This window comes from Desulfobulbaceae bacterium (genome assembly GCA_015231515.1).
GTDB lineage: Bacteria > Desulfobacterota > Desulfobulbia > Desulfobulbales > VMSU01 > JADGBM01.
Genome location: JADGBM010000011.1, coordinates 34,220 through 51,767, shown reverse-complemented (window position 1 = coordinate 51,767; position 17,548 = coordinate 34,220). Strand labels below are relative to the sequence as shown.

The window sequence follows — 17,548 nt, the reverse complement described above, 5'->3', positions numbered from 1 at the left end:
CTGAAGTTAAAGCACAAATCGTTTAATGGTTGCTTTAGGGTGATAAAAATTAACCAGTAAACCAATTTCCACCCCACAAATCTTCCCTCGTTCGCTGTTTTTTCCGTGGCCTTCCGTGTGGTTCCGTGGCCATCAAAAAATTAACCGTAATATTCCCGGTACCACTTAACAAATTTCGCCAAACCCTCCTCGATGGTTGTCGAAGGCTGGAAGTTGAAGTCTTTTATCAGGCCGTCAACATTTGCATAGGTTTCCTTTACATCGCCATTTTGCATTGGCAGGTAGTTTTTTTCTGCCTTTTTGCCCAGGCAGTTTTCCAGAACTTCTATAAAATGCATCAGAGTTTCCTGTTTGTTGTTGCCGATATTATATATTTTATAAGGGCACCAGCTTGTTGATGGATCTGGTTCATCGGTATTCCATTCAGGGTTCGGTTTCGGGGGCGAAAAAATAACCCTTTCTACGCCTTCAACAATGTCATCAATATAGGTAAAGTCTCGCTTCATCTTGCCATTGTTAAATATGCTAATCGGTTCGCCGGCAAGAATCGCCTTAGTGAATAAAAAGTAGGCCATATCCGGCCTGCCCCAGGGGCCATAGACCGTAAAAAACCGTAAACCCGTCACTGGAAGGCCATACAGATGGCTGTAGCTATGGGCCATAAGCTCGTTGGATTTTTTGGTGGCGGCATATAGTGAAACAGGATGGTCAACGCTATCATGAACAGTAAAGGGGGTCTTGGTGTTGCCACCATAAACGGAACTTGACGAGGCAAAAACCAGATGCTTAACATTGGTGTGCCGGCAGCCTTCAAGAATATTGGCAAACCCCAAAAGATTTGAGTCCACGTAGGAAAGAGGGTTCTCGATGGAATACCGCACGCCCGCCTGGGCGGCTAAATTAACAACTGCATCAAATTTTTTTGTCGCAAACAGATCTTTCATAAAGGTGCGATCAGCCATGTCACCTTCTACAAAAGAGGCATTCTTGTAGGAGCGCAACTGCTCAAGCCGATCTTTTTTTAAGGTTGGATCATAGTAGGAGTTCAGATTATCAATCCCAACAACCTCCAATCCCTTATCCGCAAGCTTTTTGGTAAGAAAAAAACCAATAAAACCCGCCCCCCCAGTAACTAATATCCGTTTCATAAGTTCTCCACATACCACTTTGTTGCTTCATCCAAACCGGCCCCAACAGAAAAAGTTGGCTCATAGCCCAAAAGCTTCTTGGCCTTGGAGATATCGGCGAGTGAATGCATAACATCACCGGCACGAAAATCACGATGGGTTGGCTCACTATTTTGAACTTCTGCGCGGTAAGGCACGACACGATCTTTAATGTGATTAAAGAGCTCATTCAAACTAGTGCGATCACCATAGGCAACATTATAGACCTGATTGGCAGCCTCGGCGTGCGTTGCACAGGCTGACAGGATATTCGCCTGAACCGTATTGTCGATATAGCAAAAATCTCTGCTGGTTTCACCGGTCCCGTTGATGATGATCTCCTCACCCTTAAGCATTCCGGAAAACCATTTCGGGATAACTGCGGCATACGCTCCATTTGGATCCTGGCGTCGGCCAAAGACGTTAAAATAGCGAAGCCCCATACTCTGCAAGCCATAGGTGCGGGCAAAAACACTAGCATAGAGCTCGTTGACGTACTTTGTCACAGCATACGGAGACAGTGGGTTGCCAATTGTATCTTCAACCTTGGGAAGGCCAGGATGATCACCATAGGTTGAACTTGAGGCCGCATAGACAAACCGTTTTACTCCGGCATCACGGGCTGCCACAAGCATATGAAGGAATCCCGTCAGGTTATTGGCATTGGTCGTAATAGGATCCTCAATCGAGCGGGGAACCGAACCCAGCGCCGCCTGATGCAGCACATAATCAACATCCTTACAGGCCAGACTACAGTCGTCAAGGTTGCGGATATCTCCTTCTATCATTGTAAATTTTTGCCACTGGTCTGCACTTACCAGTGCTTGAACCTCATCCAGATTGCGCTGATGACCAGTAGAAAAATTATCCAAGCCCACAACCCTTTGCTCAAGTTTGAGCAGCGTCTCCAGCAAATTAGAGCCAATAAAGCCGGCAACTCCGGTCACAAGCCATGTTTTTGGGGATTTCCTGAGCTGCTCTTGTATCTCTTTATATGTACTCATAATCTTCTCTTTTTTGTTGGGTTATTGGGTTGTTGGGTTTGTTGAGTTTGTTGGGTTTGTTGAGTGGATAGTGAACTCACCAGTTAACCAATCAACCAGTCAACCAGTCAACCGATCAACCAGTCAACCAAATTACAGTCTCCAGAAATTGACATCATGTTTCTTGACTTCTGCGACATCAAGCACCGATTTTACATCAATTAGGGAACCCTTTTCTGTTAAAGTTCCAACAAGGTCTGCCACACTTTTAGCCAACAGTTCCCTGTGCGGCACAGCAAAGATCAAGGCACCAAGATCCTGTAAATCTTCCCAATCACAGAGTTTAACCCCCATATGACGCATAGCATCATCTTTAGTGACCTTAGGATCATAAACCAAAACTGTCATGTCATAGGCTTTCAATTCATTTATAATATCAACAACTTTTGAATTTCTTAAGTCGGGGCAGTTTTCTTTAAAGGTCAAGCCGAGAATCCCAACCCGCCGTTGCGCTCGTCTGTCAGAATGAAGCATCATCTTCACGGTTTTTTCGGCAATAAACTTTCCCATTCCGTCATTAATTCTTCTTCCTGCTAAAATCACTTCAGGGTGATAGCCAACGGTCTCAGCTTTGTGTGTTAGATAATAGGGATCAACACCTATACAATGGCCGCCAACCAGGCCCGGTCGAAAAGGTAGAAAGTTCCACTTAGTGCCGGCAGCTTCCAGCACATTTTTAGTGTCGATGTCTAAACGATCAAAAATCACAGCAAGTTCATTCATCAGGGCTATGTTCAAGTCCCGCTGGGTATTTTCAATAACTTTGGCCGCTTCTGCCTCTTTTATTGATTTGGTTGGGTATACTCCGGCAACAATAATCGATTCGTAAAGCGCTTTGACACCGGCCAGGGTCTCCTCACAATCCCCGGAAACAACCTTGACAATCTTGGTCAGGGTGTGCTCTTTATCGCCTGGATTTATCCGCTCCGGGGAGTAGCCGACAAAGAAATCTTTTTTCCAGACCATGCCGGAAACTTTTTCGAGGATCGGCACACATATCTCTTCGGTAACTCCAGGATAAACGGTGGACTCAAAAATAACCACCGCGCCTTTTTTCATCTGCTTTCCTGCCGTTTGAGCCGCCCCAACCATTGGAGACAGATCTGGTTGCCTGGCCTGATCGATTGGAGTTGGCACCGCAACAATAATAAAATCCGCCTGCGCAATGTCCTTTGGGTCGTTGGTAAACTGAGTAAGTTTAGATTCGGCAAAACCTTCTGAATCGACCTCTTCATTGGGATCTATTCCCTTTCGATAGGCCTCAATACTTTCTTTTTTCAGGTCGTAACCAATCGTTTTAATCTGCTTACCAAAGGCAATTGCCAGCGGCAGCCCTACGTACCCTAACCCAACAACCGCAACACATGATTTTGAAATATCCATAAATAGTTTTCCTCTTACTCGACAGTTACACTTTTGGCTAAATTTCTGGGCTGATCAACATCACAGCCACGCAGATTTGCAATTTCATATGACAACAGCTGCAAAGGAATGACGTAGAGAATCGGGTTTAGATCCTCATGAATCTCTGGAAGGTAAATCACCTGCTCCGCAATGCGGGCCAGATTCTGATCCCCTTCAGTGCCGATCAGAATCATTCGGCCATTGCGGGCCTTAACCTCCTCAACATTAGAGATAACTTTCTGGTAAACCGAATCTTTAGGGGCTAAGGCCAATACCGGCATATCTTTATCAATTAAAGCAATGGGGCCATGTTTTAATTCACCGGCGGCATAGCCCTCTGCGTGAATATAGGAAATTTCTTTAAGCTTTAATGCGCCCTCCAAAGCGATCGGGAAATTTGCGCCCCTGCCTAGATAGAGAAAATCACGGCTTTTGACAAAGGCTTCGGCAATTTGCTCAACATCGTTTTGAATTCGGCCAATTTCCCTTTCTAAAATTATGGGAATATCCAGCATGACACCGCACAGGGCCCGGCTTTCATCTTCCGTGATGGTTTTTTTGGCTTGGGCAAGATAAAGCGTTAACAGGAAGAGAGCGACCAACTGACAGGTAAAGGCCTTAGTGGACGCCACTCCAATTTCCGGTCCGGCATGGGTATAGATAATCCCATCCGCCTCACGGGTCACTGTACTGCCGACCACATTGCAGATAGCAACAATTTTGGCCCCTAATGTCCTAGCCAGCCGCATACCTGCCAGGGTGTCAGCGGTTTCACCCGATTGCGAGATCGGCACAACCAATACGTTCTCGTCAAGGATAAGGCTTCGATAGCGAAACTCAGAGGCGATATCGACATCAACAGGGATTCGCGCCCATTTTTCAATCCAGTATTTAGCCACCAAAGCAGCGTGCCAGGAGGTGCCACAAGCAACAAGGGAGATTCTGGAAATCTTGGCAAGCTGCTCGATGCTTAAATTGATTTCGGGCAGGTTCACCTCTCCGGTTTCAGGGTCAAAACGCCCCCGAAAGGTGTTCAATATTGCCTGGGGCTGCTCAAAAATCTCTTTCAGCATAAAATGCTTAAACCCAGCCTTTTCGGCCATGCCGGCATTCCAGTCAATAGTGTTAACCGCTTTTTCAACAGGCTCACCGCTTTTAATATTCAAGACCTGCCAGCTATCTTTTTGCAGAACTGCCAACTCCCCATCATCTAAGAAAACAACATCCTTCGTATAGGGCAACAAGGCCGGGATATCAGAGGCCATAAAAGAGCCCCCCCCCTCTTTAACACCTAAAACCAAAGGGCTTTGATTCCTAACCGCTACAATTCTATCCGGTTGACCAGCCCACAGAACACCAAGGGCGTACGATCCCTCAACCAGAGCAACCGCCTTGCGAATTGCAGCCACAAGATCATCCTCAAGATATTCTTCGATGAGATGTGCCATAACCTCAGTATCTGTTTCGGAGGTAAAGGTATGCCCCTTGGCCTGAAGCTCCTCACGCAGTGAGCGATAATTTTCAATTATTCCATTATGCACCACCACGACATTGCCGGTACAATCGCTATGAGGATGCGCATTGGCTTCTGATGGGGCACCATGAGTGGCCCAACGGGTATGACCTAATCCAATGTGGCTGGCAACCTCAATGGCATCCATCTTCTCCTCAAGATTGATGAGTTTGCCCTGACTCCGGTGTTTTACCAGCGTATCGCCTTCAAGATATACGAGGCCGGCAGAGTCGTAGCCCCTGTACTCGAGGCGTTTGAGGCCTTCTATAATAATTGGTACTACCTTTCGATTCCCGACGTAGCCGACGATACCGCACATAGTTCTATCCTTTGTTAATTTGTTAACTGGTTGATTGGTTAATTAGTTTATTGGTTGACTTGTTGACTTGTTAACTGGTGAGTTTACTATTCAACTATTTAACCAGTCAACCAGTCAACCAGTCAACCAGTCAACCAATCGACCAGTCAACCAGACGCCTATTGTGGTAAAAACTTTTCCAAAACAGGCATTAAGGAGCCCATGAATTGCTGCTGTTTCTTACTATACTCGTCAACATTATTCCCTGGCCCTGTAATACGAACCAAAGCCCCATCCGATCGCTTCAAAGCAATCGAATCAAGCACCATATACGCCCGGTCAGCATATTCACTGGCAAGCACCCGCCCCCTGCCTTGATACCAGTAGTAGGCCAACTGTTTATCAACACCTTTTTGCAATACCATACGGTTCACCTTGAAGCGGTGCCCTTGAGGATCTTGAAACTCAACGGTTCCTACTTCTGATGGTTCCCAACCACTTCCGGGCATGCAATGTTTGGGCGAGTGGATAATTGAACCCTCTGTCTGATCACGGTAAAAGCCGACATAAAGCCCTAAAACGTAACCATCAGGATCTTTATACGACCACATGATGTACTCATCCATGCCAGCACTCTCAACAACAGCTTCGCTAAACTGTTGCGATCCGGCAAAGGTAAAATTGCCAATTACTTTCGGGAACTCAGAAAATGGTGTCGGCATCTCCTGAGGTACAATCGTGCCCAGACCTTTAAACCACCAGATAGAAGCGACCAGAATCAGGCATAAAACAATGGAGCCCTTAAAGTTTTTCACTTCGCCCCCCTTTCAAAAGAGCCGAACCAGCCAGCAACATCGCAAAGGCCAACACAAAAACCAACCATCCCGTTGTGTCATGCAGGCTTCCTTCCGCCCAGGCTGGGTCGTATTTGGTTAATATTCCCGTTGCAGTAACGCGCACAGCATTACTGAAAACCGCAACCGGCGTGGCAAGCAACAAAACAATAACTCTTTTCCAGGTTTGTTTGTGCTGAAAATAGCCGAGCAGAAAGGCGAGAGTAAAAAGTGTCATCAACGACCGAATACCGCTGCAGGCATCAACCACTTCCATGGTAGTATGTGAAAGCGCAATAACATTACCTTCCAAAAAAACTGGCATACCTGTGAGGGCAATAAGGAAGGCTGCTATCTTTGATGCAATCAACTTTAAAGGAAATGCCACCGAGTTATAAAGAACATACGGCAATGGAACAGCGAAAAAAAGTACCGCCACTGGAAATCGAAGGATTTTTGCAACCTCTTTGCCTTCCAGAAAGAGAATCATTCCGTACAACAAAACCAGAAAGGAGAGCCGTTTAGTGAAAAATTCTGCCCCGACATACCCAGCCGCATAAAGCAAAACCGCTAAACAAACGACAACCAGGCCTGGCCAATATGTCTGCTGTTTTGCTCGTTGCAACTGAGCTTGTTTCTCCCTGACAATATACATGGCAATAAACGGTATAAGCAGGCCGTGCGAGTAATTCGGATCGTCCCATAGATTTTGACCCCAGGCAGTCAGCACATCCCAGTAAAAAAAGACTGCAAGCCCCACAATAACTATCCACTGAATTAACCTCGACAATATCATCATAGCGTATTCACCCCTTTAGAACAAAATCATCGAGCTCCCTTCTGGAAGAGCACTGTTTTGATTGTTTGAAAAAGAATCCAAAGATCCAAGGAAAAGCTGAGATTTTTCAAGTAATACAGATCATACTCAAGTTTACGAAGAGCATCCTCTTCCGAGGCTCCATAAGGATAGCAAATTTGCGCCCATCCGGTAACGCCCGGCTTAATGTTGTGACGGAGGGAATAAAATGGAATTTTGTCATTGAGTTGTTTCACAAAAACAGGTCTCTCAGGTCGAGGTCCGACAAAACTCATCTCCCCCATTAAAACATTCCACAACTGAGGAAGCTCATCAATGCGGACCTTGCGAATAAACCCGCCAAACCTGGTAACACGGGTGTCGTTTTTCATGGCCCAAACGGCGCCATCTTTTTCAGCATCCTGCTTCATGGACCGAAATTTAAAAACATCAAACCTTCTGTTTCGCAGACCTACTCGTTCCTGTTTATAAAAAACTGGCCCTGGCGACTCCAACTTAACAATGCAAGCGCTGATCAACATTATCGGCGAAGCGAACACCAAGCCCACCAGGGCAAGAGCAATATCACCAACTCGCTTCAACACATTATTTATTCTGCCTATGGTAAAGCCCGTCGAAAAAATAATCCAATCTGGATTGACTTTTTCCACCATCAACTTGCCGGTCATATCTTCGTAGAAGCCGGTACCCGCCGTAATTTCAATACCATCTAATTTACACTGCACCAGCTGGCCAACCGGCATTGTTCCCCGTCTATCCTCAAGCGCCACAATTAAGCGTTCAGCCTCATACTTGCGGCAGAGGTCTCCGAGGTTATTTTCGCTGGTTTCATAAAAGGGTACTTTCCCAACATCAAACCCCGGTTTTTGTGACCCCACAAATGCGGCAATTTCGTAGCCAGAATCAAGCTTTCCGGTTACTTCTTGAGCGATACTGCCAGCGAACTCACCCGTCCCAAGAATAATAATTCTTTCAGAGAAAACTCGTTTGCCCACCGCAAAAATATAAAAAAATCGCCACCCGGCGAGAAAAGAACAAACAAGAAGATACCCCACTCCAAATACCGATGTCGGGATCACAAATACAGGGAACAGGTAGTATAAACCGGCAAGGGCAATGCACCCGAAACCAAAGGCCTGAGTCATGCGTGTTGCTGTTTCAGAAAAAGACGAGTAGACATTAAGGTCATAGAGATCAAAAAAGTACAGGCTCAACTGAAAAATAACAGTAACCATTGCGCTGCGCCAGACAGTTACGGCAGCAACAACCTCTTGCCCTTCACTCGCCAGAAAGATTCTGTTGATGATGTATATGGCTGTGAAAATTAGTAGCCCTTCACCGAAAAAGAACACTATACGGCGAAGGGGATAATATTTCCCCGAAAAATAAGGCATATTTAATTACTTGTAACTGTACTGGGCGTATTCATTATAGCCAGAAAGCTGCGTGCTGAAAAAGTTTGTCTGGTAACCATTAAAAACCACTCCAATAAGTTTTTCTCTGCCAATAGAATCAACAAGCTGTTTCACCTGTTCCTTCCCCCCTCCTCCCCAACGGACAACAACGACAACGGCATCTGCATGCCTTGCCAGAACAAAAACTTCATTGGCTAGCATTGCTGGAGGCGTATCGATAATAATAAATCTGTCATCATATCTGTTTTCCAACTGGGCAAACATTTGTCCCACTCTTGTTGTTCCCAATACTTCAGCAGGATTTGGCGGTGGAGTGCCCCCCGGAATAATTGATAATTTTTCCATACCAGTTTTCATGATGAGGTCGCCAAGATCTTCGTCATCGCGGAGATAATTCACAAGTCCTCTACCGTCTTGTGAAGCAACACCAAACCAAGCAGCCAAGTTGGGCCTGCGCAAATCGCAATCAACCAGTAAGGCGTGGTGCTCTAGGCCTTGTGCTATTGCTATTCCCAGATTAGCGCAAGTAAAACTTTTCCCTGCTCCAGGAAGCGCACTTGTGACTAATATTTTCTTAAAGGGCTCTGCCGTACCAGGGTGAAGGATACGCGTTCTAAGTTTTCGAATATTTTCAGAAAACACTGATCCAGGTTCAGAAAAGGTCAATAGTTTTTCATCCCACTGCCCACTGGGAACGGTCTTTGTTTGAGGGGCAACACTCTTCGGAGTAGAGTGTAATTGCTGTTCAACTTTATTTGAAGGCTGGACCGAAGAAGAGGCTTCAAATTCTTCTTCGGTTTTGTTTTGCAGGCTCGTTTCAGCGGCACTGTCAATCTCCGGGGATACACCCTTAAATTTGTTTAATGCTTTAAAGACTTTTCCCAAATTAACACCTCGTTATAATATTTTTTTAGCACCAAAGAAATTCTTCACAAAACAGGACAAAACGCTTCAAAAAAGACTTGGATGCAAAAAACTTTCTATCGATTATTCACTACAAATAAATATAGTATCACACCGGCAAGAATGATAGCAATTCCTAACCCAAAATTAACTGCTACAAACCATTTTGATAAGCGGCGTTTCTCTGCGGGTTCAGGGGAGTGCGGCAACTCAACCACTTTACCGGAAATCTGCATCTCATTGATACATGCAGTTATAATTGTTTGGTCGACCACTGATTTTTCTTCAGCAAAACCTGAAAGCAATGCCTGATCACATATCACATTAATCAAACGCGGAATCCCTTTACTCAAAGCATGGATGGTTTCAACTGCACTAGGATCAAATAAATTACCCCGCTGGCAACCAGCTTTCATCAATCTAAAATTAATATACTGCTGCGTCTCTTCCTTTGAAAAAGGTTCCAGGTGAAAACGGATACCGATCCGCTGACGCAAGGGCAACATCCTGTCACTCGCCAATCGTTCATTAAGCTCGGGCTGTCCAACGAGAAAAATGCTCATCAAACCAAATTCTTGATGTTCCTGATTAGAAAGAAGTCTGATCTCCTCCAACAGGTCTTCCGGCAGGGCGTGTGCCTCGTCAATGATTAACAGAACCCTCTCTTTTTTTTCACGACACAACCTCAAGAAATCTGCATATTGCAGCATAAATTTCGCTTTATTAAAGTCGTATTCCGGCAACCCATATTTAGCTGCCAGGAAATAATAGAATTCATTAATTGAAAGAGTTGGATTTGAGAGGAGACAAAGATGAACTTTTGAATCTATCGATTGAGAGAGTACCTGCAGGAGTGTTGTTTTGCCGGTCCCAACACCCCCCGTAAGCAGCAAAAAACCTTTACGATCAATCACCCCATAGCGTAAGACAGCCAGAGCTTCCTGGTGGGAATCACTCATAAATACCGTGTCGGGATCGGGGATTAGATCGAACGGCTTGGAGCGAAGTCCATAATATTTTTCGTACATAATTTGATCTTGAAATTAGACGGCTAGGGTCTAAATAATAATTCGCCCGGACTTATACAAAAATGCCATTCCACCTAAAATGCAAACCACAACAACAGAAAAGGCCAGCACCCAGCCGAGCGTTTTAAATCTATTAGCCCTCTTCTCCTTCTCTGTAAATACGTGCGGCAAAGCGCAAAGCACCGGAACACCAAGAAAACTCTCGAGCTCAACTGGACTTCTAAACGAAGAATCCTTCATTTCAAGCAAAAACGCCAAGGCGCCTCCAAGGCCCAGCCCTAGGGCAACTGACAAAGCCATAATCTTTTTAAAATCAGGCTTGGCCGGCTTCTCGGGAAAATAGGCCGAATCAACAATCTTAAACTGGCTGCCCTTCTGTCGGCGTTCAAGACTTTCAGCTGAGGCTGCTTCTAAATTTCTGACAACCAATCTCTGATAGTGGTCATACAACTGTTTATAGTCTCGAGTAAGAGCGGTCCATTCCGCCTCTCGGGCAGGTGTCATTTCTATCCACTTCTTATACTGTTCGATCTGCTTTTGCAGCTCCTCGCTCTCTTCACCAAGCCGCGTTCTCGCATAGTTGATCTGTTTCATCTGCAGGTTTAACTCTTGCAACTGTGTATCCAGACTAGAAAAGTCTTCTGCAACTACAGTCGGACTTCCCTCATTTTCTGCTTGGCTAGATACAGCCTCATCATCTTTTCCTAACGAAGCGACAAGTTTTTTTTGCTCTTCTTCAAGCTGCTCCTGTTTCTTCTTTAACCGCCGAACCTCAGGATGTTTGTCCGTGTATCTCAAAAGCAGATTTTCCAAAGCCGTATTTACAGCCGTCAGCTCTTCAAGTGACTGTGCCAAGACGGGGTTTCTTTCTACCTGCCCACTACTGATCCCACTTTTCATAGCCGCAGAGTCTGTCAAGCGGGCCTGAACAGCCGCTGATGCCAGCGCCTCTTTTCTGCGTGAAATCTGTTCCTGAATCAAGACCTTTGTTCGTTCCAAATCCTGCGAGCTATCGCGATTTTTTTGCGATTGTTCCTGCAGGGAAGTCAAGCGGGCCATGTTCGCTTCAAATTGCTGCGGCATCTCATTATAAAATTTGAGCTTATAGTCACGCATCGCCGCTTCTTTTTTATCAAGATCATTCTTGGAAAGGTTCAGCTCGTCCTGTACATAAGCGGACGTTTCGGTTGCTTTTTCTTCTCGATAACGAAGGTTCTCCTCAATGAAGCGTGCGGCAATAGCATTTGCCACCTGCATTACTTTCTTGGGCTCAGCCCCGGTAAATGTAACCTTGAAAACATCTCCACGTTCCGGTTTGATAATTATATGCTTGCGCATCGCATCGACCACATCTTCCATCGGCAGTTTTTCCCGCATTTTTTCAAACAGAGAAAACTGCTTAATCAAAGACTCCAAACTTGTACGGCTAGTCACCTGTTGAGTAAGGGTGGCAACCATTTCACGAGTCTGGGTCTGTACGTCTGGAGTCATATTACTGCCGGGGTTTATTCGAGCCCTCTGATAAATCAACAACGCCGTTGACTCATAAACTTTTGCCGTTTTCAGATAAACGCCTAGTCCGGCAATAATTGCCAACAAAAGAAAGGCCATAATCATGATCTTCCGGCGGTAGACCATGTCCAAATATTTCTGCAGTTGTTGCCGTTGTTGCTCTTCCATTATTGCTCCAAATACCGTACTCGAAAATTCATTTGCCTGATTAACAGATCATTACCAACGAAGTAGCTCTTTACTGGCTGACAGGTTAACGCTGACTCGATGCTCATCATAATCATCGACACTTGTGCCGGTTGAATCAAAAAGGTGATAATCATAATCGACAGAGACAACAAACCATTGCAAAAATGGGATGGACACCCCGGCACCAGCGTTAAAATCATCATAGGTGGTTTTTGAACTGTTTGTCCAGGAATTACGGCGTTCATAAGAAAAATCTAGCGATGTTGAAACATCCTGCGACCAATCGTATTGAAGAACACTTCCTATGCTCCAACTATTACTCAATTTCCCCCAGCTTCCTGTCGAGCTGGTTTCGCCAAGATCCGCTCCAATATTGGCGGAAATAGATCCCCGGGAGATTGCCCTTGAGAGCGAGGTTGTTAATGAAAAATCCCTCTCATCTGCTGCTATTCCACGCGCCAGATACGAAAAGCCAAGATCTCCGTTCAGGCTGGTGTTTTGGTCAATTTCATGGGAGATGCCAACAGAGGTGCTTTGCGTAGTCGAGTTGTCGGTATTACCGTCATAATCAATTGCAGCAAAAGTATACGCGCCATAGAGAGAAGTTGACGGTTGTGGGTTAAACTCAAGTCTCAGGTCAATATCATCCGACTTACTGTCATCCGAGGTATCATAACTTGTATAACCATAACCATAGCCAGCCTGTATTGCCCATTGCGGAGATATCTCATAGGAGATCGAAAGGTTTGGTGCGTGAGAAACACTATCAGCCTGTATGCCAGTCTTTTCATCATGGACATCAATCGAGTACCCCAAGGATAACGTGCTGTTTTTGGCAAATTCATAATCGCTTACTAGAGATAAGGAATTATCCCAGTAACGTTTTCGAGTTTGCCCATTACTGGCAGGGTCAAGAAGTCGATCAACCTGATTCTTCACAGACTGGGTCGCGGCTTGATATCTAGTATCAATTTCGGCAAGAATCTGGGTCGTCTGGGAACCATCCCAGCTTGTCATTTCAGGAAAGAGTAAGCGAACGATCTCGGCCTGGGTGGCATCATCTGCCCTGAGAAATTGCTGCCCCAGGCTCAAGCTCGTATTTGCTTCAAAAACCGGAGCTTCATGGTAATTATACGAATCTGAAACACTTAGTTTCCACTGCCCGGAAAGTGCTTTATCCCCCGCAAAAGATACCCCCCCATATTCAAGCTCATTTTCATCTCGGCGATGGTTGTAGGAAAATGTCGGCGCATAGGTCACCGACATATTGTCACTCTGTCCAACAGATACAACCGTCAGAACTGGAGACAGTTGTGTATTCCACTCATCAACGTGGCCAGACTTGGTATTAAAAACATTGGAACGATAATCATTCTCTAAGCCAACACTTCCCTCAAGACTGTTCTGCCGGGCGGAAATGACCCCTGGGAGGCTTAGACCACATATTAGTATAAATATACAAAAATTAACTTTTTTCATTTATTTTCCTCTTTTCCAATCATTGTTATGGGACAATGATTGTATCTCCCGGCTGTAAGATAATGTTTTGTGCCAAATTTTCACCTTTCACAAGTGAATCATAGTTGAACTTGACAATTGTGTCCTTATCATCAGTTCTTCTAATTATTATAATTTCGTCTTTTTTGGCCCATTCCATAAACCCTCCACTTCGCGCAATTGCCTGAAGCAGGGTAATTGGGTAATCAATAGGAAACTCTCCGGGCTGCTTAATTTGGCCAAGTATATAATAGCGCCAGCTTTTACTCTGCAACAACATAACAGACACAGCCGGCTCAGCGACTACTTGACTGAGCAGACCTTCCAACTCGCCGCGAAACACTTTAATTGTTTTGCCTGCCGCAAAAACATCCCCAACCAGCGGTAAAGAAATCCGGCCATCAATTCGAACAAACGTGGAATGCGAAAGCTCCGGTTCCTTCCAGACCATAATCTGCAACTGATCCCCAAGACCAATTACATACTCACCAAACTCCACCGGTTGTTTGTTTTGGTTAACCTCTTGCTCTGAAGCCAAAACCTCATTGTGTATCTGCATAAAGCACAATACAAAAAACACAACAAGCAACTGCCTATAATTGAACACTGTCCACATACCCACCCCCCGTAGCATTACCATCTTGAACTTGCCTGAAAACCGTCATCAAGCTCCCCCTTATTTCCAAAGAGGCTTGATTAGGCTATGAATATTTGTCTTTATATGCGATTATATTACAGATAATTACACACGAACTCAACAAGGATATTTCTAACATAATCTACCAAACAACCGTAACTCGACGAAAAACATCTACCATTCCATGCCTTACTTCTCTAAAAAAAGTATCTTTATACTTCTGATAACCACCCTGATGCCAGTACTCTTCGTACTTAAAACATTCGTGCCCGCCTCAGGATATCCAACCTCAGCCAACCCTGAAAATTCAGGATCCCATAACATCGTTGTCATCGCCCCTACCGCCCAATTACTGCTGATCGAAACACACGATGACAGCAAAAACCCCATAGCAGACAACCCCTCTTTCCCCAAAAACAGCATTCCTTTTTCAATGCCTTTGTTTAATGCCCTCCAAAACCCAACCATCCCCAAGGACAGCATTGAGAATACTTTATATGCCAACATTAAACTAAAAAAAATACTCGATGACTATATTCTCGTACAAAAGAAGGCCCAAGACATTCTAAAAGAAATCAGCACAGCAGATACGACACCCGCAATGTTAGCCAATACGCAAATAAATGAGCTCCCACAAATCTTGACCTCATCGCTTATGGAGTTCAGAGATCTCGTGAAATATATAAGTAAGGAGCTAAAAACAGCAGATGAAATAGCCAATAAATCACCTGTTGCTACTGGCTCAATACCCGTAGGGTCGGGAAAACAGTTAGCGTCTGCTGATTTTAGTAACCCCAGCTTCAAAAATCCCTATTTCAGGGATGCTCTTCCGCTTATCCCCACCGAGACAAACAACAACAACAAAATAGAACGCCGCGCGAACTCATCTCTTTTTTATGATGACATAGAACTTCCCTGGATCATTAAGGCGCCACTGCGGGCCCTAAGCTATATGATGGCACACGCACTTGAGAGTGCGATTTTTGGTATTGGTGTCATAGTCGTCATCAGTATTTTTTCAAGTTTACGATCGTCAAAACAGTAATCGCTATGTTATCAAAATATCACATTCAAAAACAGTTACAATTTCAACCAGGCATGGTACTGCTTTTATGGAAACATCTGCTTTTGATTTCTCTGGCATGCACTATCATTTCATGCTCACCGCCCCCCAAAAAACTTGCTCAAGAACTTCATCAAGATGCACGCCGTTACTATGACGAGGGCAATTATATTGAAGCAACTGCCCAGTGGCAAAAACTGTTGGCACTTGCGCCGGAGTTTCATTCTGAAGAGATGTATATTAACCAGGCTGAAGCGTTTCAGAAGCTATGTCAAATTTCCAAAACTCAGTCCATACTACAGAAAGCGGTAGCTCTTTACCCAAAATCTACAGCAATAAAGCTGGCCATGGCCAAGCAAGACACACTTACCTATAACCTTAAAATGGCCGAGTCTACCCTCGATAGCCTCGCCCCCTTATCCACGGTAGAGAGGTTACTTGCCTATGGCGATTTATACATTGTTGAGAAAAACTTTACCCAGGCAGAACAATCATATCGGGCAGCATTAAAGAAGAGTACAGATAAGGAAAAAGACCATATCCTTTGCCGTTTAGCTATAAGCCTGCTTAGCCTCAAAAAAGACCGGGAAGCAGAGTTACTGCTCAAAGAAGTTTCCGACACCTCCCTAAGAAAACCTGAAATCCTTTTTCAGGTTGCGCTATTTTATCGAATACAGGGGAATATTTCTGAAGCAGAAGCCAACCTACAAAAAGCGATTGAAGCTGACCCAAACAATCTATTATTGAAAAAAAATCTTGCTGAACTATTTTTCTTTAATGAGAACTACCGCTCAGCCCTTGCTGTCCTGGAAAACGCTCACTCTCAGCAACCACAAAACCCTATTTTCAGTAAATTCTTAATTGAGGTGCATTTGCGCCTTGCACAATTTGACGAATCATTACAGCTTTTTAAAACACTCGAAGATGCCGGTGCAATTGACGTTGAAACCTATCTGCTTAAAGGTAAATATTATCTCCTTAATAAGGAACCTGACTTTGCCGTTTCCATGTTTTCCGAAGCTGTTAAAAAGGAGCCGAAATTCCCACTTTCTCACTATCTTTTATCCGTCGCCTATCTTGCCGGAGGGCATCAAAGTTTAGCCCGCCAAAATGCCACAAAAGCCTTAAGTCTTGACCCTAATTTTACCGACGCGGAACTCTTACTGGCCAATATTTTTTTCCTGAATGAGGAGTTTGCAACCAGCCTCCAATATCTTGAGCGAGTCAAAGAAAAAGAGCCTGAGAACTACCGTTCCTATCTGCTTGCGGGACAGCTTCACCTTTTACAGGGGTCACTCGACCAGGCCAGAGAGGATTTCGAAAATGCTGGCGAGCTTAATAGTCAAAACCTTAGTCCCAGTTATTATTCAATTCAAATTTCAGAACACACAGACATTAACAGTGCCGCCGAGAAGTACAGAGCGCTCCTTGACCAAGGAATAGAAGACCAAATTTTATTAGGCAAATACCTTAACACCCTTAAGCAAATAGGCGGGTATCAAAAAGTACAGGAGTATATCGATTTTATTACAAGTCGACCACAGATATCACCTGTATCGTATTTAGAACTGGGCAAGTTCTTTTTCTTAGAAAGAAAATTTGAGCAGGCAGAAAATCACCTGCAAAAAACGCTAGAGATTAATCCCGAAAACTACTCCGCCTACTTTTATCTGGCTGAACTCTATGAAAAACAAAATCAATGGCAGAAGGCGATCATAAACTACCAAAAAACATTACAACTTCAGCCAACCTTTGAGGCGGCTGCGCTAAAACTCGCAGAACTCCAACTAAAACAACTTTCCGTTGACAGCGCCACTCAAACTTTACAAGAAAGCCTTGCACAAAACCCGACATCGCCTCATATTAGCAATAACTTAGCATGTCTTTACCTTGACAATGGAATAAACACCGACGATGCGTTCATACTCGCGCAAAAAGCCTATGACCTTGCCCCTGATGATCCTGCCATTGCTGATACTCTTGGTTGGGCATACTTAAAAAAACAAAATTTTACTCGAGCAAAATGGCTGTTCGAAGAAGCTTTAAGCCAAAGTCCCAACAATCCAATTATTCTTTTTCACTTAGCTAAAACCTATGAAGCAACACTAAATGTTCCGGCCGCTCAAAAATATGCCAGTCAAGCAGTTGCAAATGGGCTTGAACCAGGTAAACTGATTGAAGCTCAAGCCATCATTGACAAACAAAACAATTAATTTTCAAACAACCGGAG

Annotated in this window: 14 protein-coding genes; 2 read left to right on the top strand and 12 right to left on the bottom strand. The window is 44.5% G+C overall.

Annotated elements, in window-relative coordinates:
* Nucleotides 1-140: 140 nt before the first annotated feature.
* The 12 genes from HQK80_03525 to HQK80_03470 all read right to left on the bottom strand — a co-directional run bounded on the left by HQK80_03525 (nucleotide 141) and on the right by HQK80_03470 (nucleotide 14,177).
* The gene (locus HQK80_03525; protein MBF0221293.1) at nucleotides 141-1,148 is read right to left on the bottom strand and encodes an NAD-dependent epimerase; all 1,008 of its coding nucleotides are present in this window, start codon (nucleotides 1,146-1,148) and stop codon (nucleotides 141-143) included.
* A complete protein-coding gene (tviC, locus tag HQK80_03520) occupies nucleotides 1,145-2,170 on the bottom strand; it encodes a Vi polysaccharide biosynthesis UDP-N-acetylglucosaminuronic acid C-4 epimerase TviC (GenBank protein ID MBF0221292.1) in 1,026 nt (341 codons plus the stop codon). Before tviC ends, HQK80_03525 begins: the two co-directional genes overlap by 4 nt.
* 132 nt (nucleotides 2,171-2,302) lie before the next feature.
* Nucleotides 2,303-3,592, bottom strand: a complete 1,290-nt coding sequence (locus HQK80_03515) for a nucleotide sugar dehydrogenase (protein ID MBF0221291.1) — start codon at nucleotides 3,590-3,592, stop codon at nucleotides 2,303-2,305.
* Nucleotides 3,593-3,606: 14 nt separating this feature from the next.
* Nucleotides 3,607-5,445 carry a glutamine--fructose-6-phosphate transaminase (isomerizing) gene (glmS, locus tag HQK80_03510; GenBank protein ID MBF0221290.1) on the bottom strand — a complete coding sequence of 613 codons (1,839 nt, stop codon included), beginning with the start codon at nucleotides 5,443-5,445 and terminating at the stop codon, nucleotides 3,607-3,609.
* Between the two features lie 158 nt (nucleotides 5,446-5,603).
* Nucleotides 5,604-6,239: an EpsI family protein gene (epsI, locus tag HQK80_03505; GenBank protein MBF0221289.1), complete on the bottom strand. Its 636-nt coding sequence runs from the start codon at nucleotides 6,237-6,239 to the stop codon at nucleotides 5,604-5,606.
* A complete protein-coding gene (gene xrt, locus HQK80_03500; GenBank protein MBF0221288.1) occupies nucleotides 6,226-7,056 on the bottom strand; it encodes an exosortase in 831 nt (276 codons plus the stop codon). Before xrt ends, epsI begins: the two co-directional genes overlap by 14 nt.
* A gap of 26 nt (nucleotides 7,057-7,082) precedes the next feature.
* Nucleotides 7,083-8,468: a TIGR03013 family PEP-CTERM/XrtA system glycosyltransferase gene (locus HQK80_03495; protein ID MBF0221287.1), complete on the bottom strand. Its 1,386-nt coding sequence runs from the start codon at nucleotides 8,466-8,468 to the stop codon at nucleotides 7,083-7,085.
* Between the two features lie 6 nt (nucleotides 8,469-8,474).
* Nucleotides 8,475-9,374, bottom strand: a complete 900-nt coding sequence (locus HQK80_03490; GenBank protein ID MBF0221286.1) for a polysaccharide biosynthesis tyrosine autokinase — start codon at nucleotides 9,372-9,374, stop codon at nucleotides 8,475-8,477.
* A gap of 95 nt (nucleotides 9,375-9,469) precedes the next feature.
* Complete coding sequence (gene tadA / locus HQK80_03485; protein MBF0221285.1) at nucleotides 9,470-10,420, bottom strand: Flp pilus assembly complex ATPase component TadA; 951 nt, start codon at nucleotides 10,418-10,420, stop codon at nucleotides 9,470-9,472.
* A gap of 30 nt (nucleotides 10,421-10,450) precedes the next feature.
* Nucleotides 10,451-12,100 carry a hypothetical protein gene (locus HQK80_03480; protein ID MBF0221284.1) on the bottom strand — a complete coding sequence of 550 codons (1,650 nt, stop codon included), beginning with the start codon at nucleotides 12,098-12,100 and terminating at the stop codon, nucleotides 10,451-10,453.
* Nucleotides 12,101-12,151: 51 nt separating this feature from the next.
* The gene (locus HQK80_03475; protein MBF0221283.1) at nucleotides 12,152-13,600 is read right to left on the bottom strand and encodes a TonB-dependent receptor; all 1,449 of its coding nucleotides are present in this window, start codon (nucleotides 13,598-13,600) and stop codon (nucleotides 12,152-12,154) included.
* A 25-nt stretch (nucleotides 13,601-13,625) separates the two neighbouring features.
* Nucleotides 13,626-14,177, bottom strand: coding sequence for a polysaccharide biosynthesis/export family protein (locus tag HQK80_03470; GenBank protein MBF0221282.1), 552 nt, complete (start codon nucleotides 14,175-14,177; stop codon nucleotides 13,626-13,628).
* Between the two features lie 313 nt (nucleotides 14,178-14,490).
* On the opposite strand from HQK80_03470, the gene HQK80_03465 reads away from it, so the two are divergent.
* Together HQK80_03465 and HQK80_03460 are read left to right on the top strand one after the other, a co-directional pair.
* Nucleotides 14,491-15,300 carry a hypothetical protein gene (locus HQK80_03465; protein ID MBF0221281.1) on the top strand — a complete coding sequence of 270 codons (810 nt, stop codon included), beginning with the start codon at nucleotides 14,491-14,493 and terminating at the stop codon, nucleotides 15,298-15,300.
* Nucleotides 15,301-15,305: 5 nt separating this feature from the next.
* Nucleotides 15,306-17,531, top strand: a complete 2,226-nt coding sequence (locus tag HQK80_03460) for a tetratricopeptide repeat protein (protein MBF0221280.1) — start codon at nucleotides 15,306-15,308, stop codon at nucleotides 17,529-17,531.
* Nucleotides 17,532-17,548: the final 17 nt, after the last annotated feature.

Excerpts from the sequence above, each read along its gene's own strand:
- HQK80_03495 (MBF0221287.1), bottom strand. The coding sequence starts at position 8,468 with ATGCCTTATTTTTCGGGGAAATATTATCCCCTTCGCCGTATAGTGTTC.
- HQK80_03465 (MBF0221281.1), top strand. The coding sequence starts at position 14,491 with ATGCCAGTACTCTTCGTACTTAAAACATTCGTGCCCGCCTCAGGATAT.
- HQK80_03480 (MBF0221284.1), bottom strand. The coding sequence starts at position 12,100 with ATGGAAGAGCAACAACGGCAACAACTGCAGAAATATTTGGACATGGTC.
- HQK80_03475 (MBF0221283.1), bottom strand. The coding sequence starts at position 13,600 with ATGAAAAAAGTTAATTTTTGTATATTTATACTAATATGTGGTCTAAGC.
- HQK80_03470 (MBF0221282.1), bottom strand. The coding sequence starts at position 14,177 with ATGCAGATACACAATGAGGTTTTGGCTTCAGAGCAAGAGGTTAACCAA.
- tviC (MBF0221292.1), bottom strand. The coding sequence starts at position 2,170 with ATGAGTACATATAAAGAGATACAAGAGCAGCTCAGGAAATCCCCAAAA.
- xrt (MBF0221288.1), bottom strand. The coding sequence starts at position 7,056 with ATGATGATATTGTCGAGGTTAATTCAGTGGATAGTTATTGTGGGGCTT.
- glmS (MBF0221290.1), bottom strand. The coding sequence starts at position 5,445 with ATGTGCGGTATCGTCGGCTACGTCGGGAATCGAAAGGTAGTACCAATT.
- HQK80_03515 (MBF0221291.1), bottom strand. The coding sequence starts at position 3,592 with ATGGATATTTCAAAATCATGTGTTGCGGTTGTTGGGTTAGGGTACGTA.
- HQK80_03460 (MBF0221280.1), top strand. The coding sequence starts at position 15,306 with ATGTTATCAAAATATCACATTCAAAAACAGTTACAATTTCAACCAGGC.
- tadA (MBF0221285.1), bottom strand. The coding sequence starts at position 10,420 with ATGTACGAAAAATATTATGGACTTCGCTCCAAGCCGTTCGATCTAATC.
- HQK80_03525 (MBF0221293.1), bottom strand. The coding sequence starts at position 1,148 with ATGAAACGGATATTAGTTACTGGGGGGGCGGGTTTTATTGGTTTTTTT.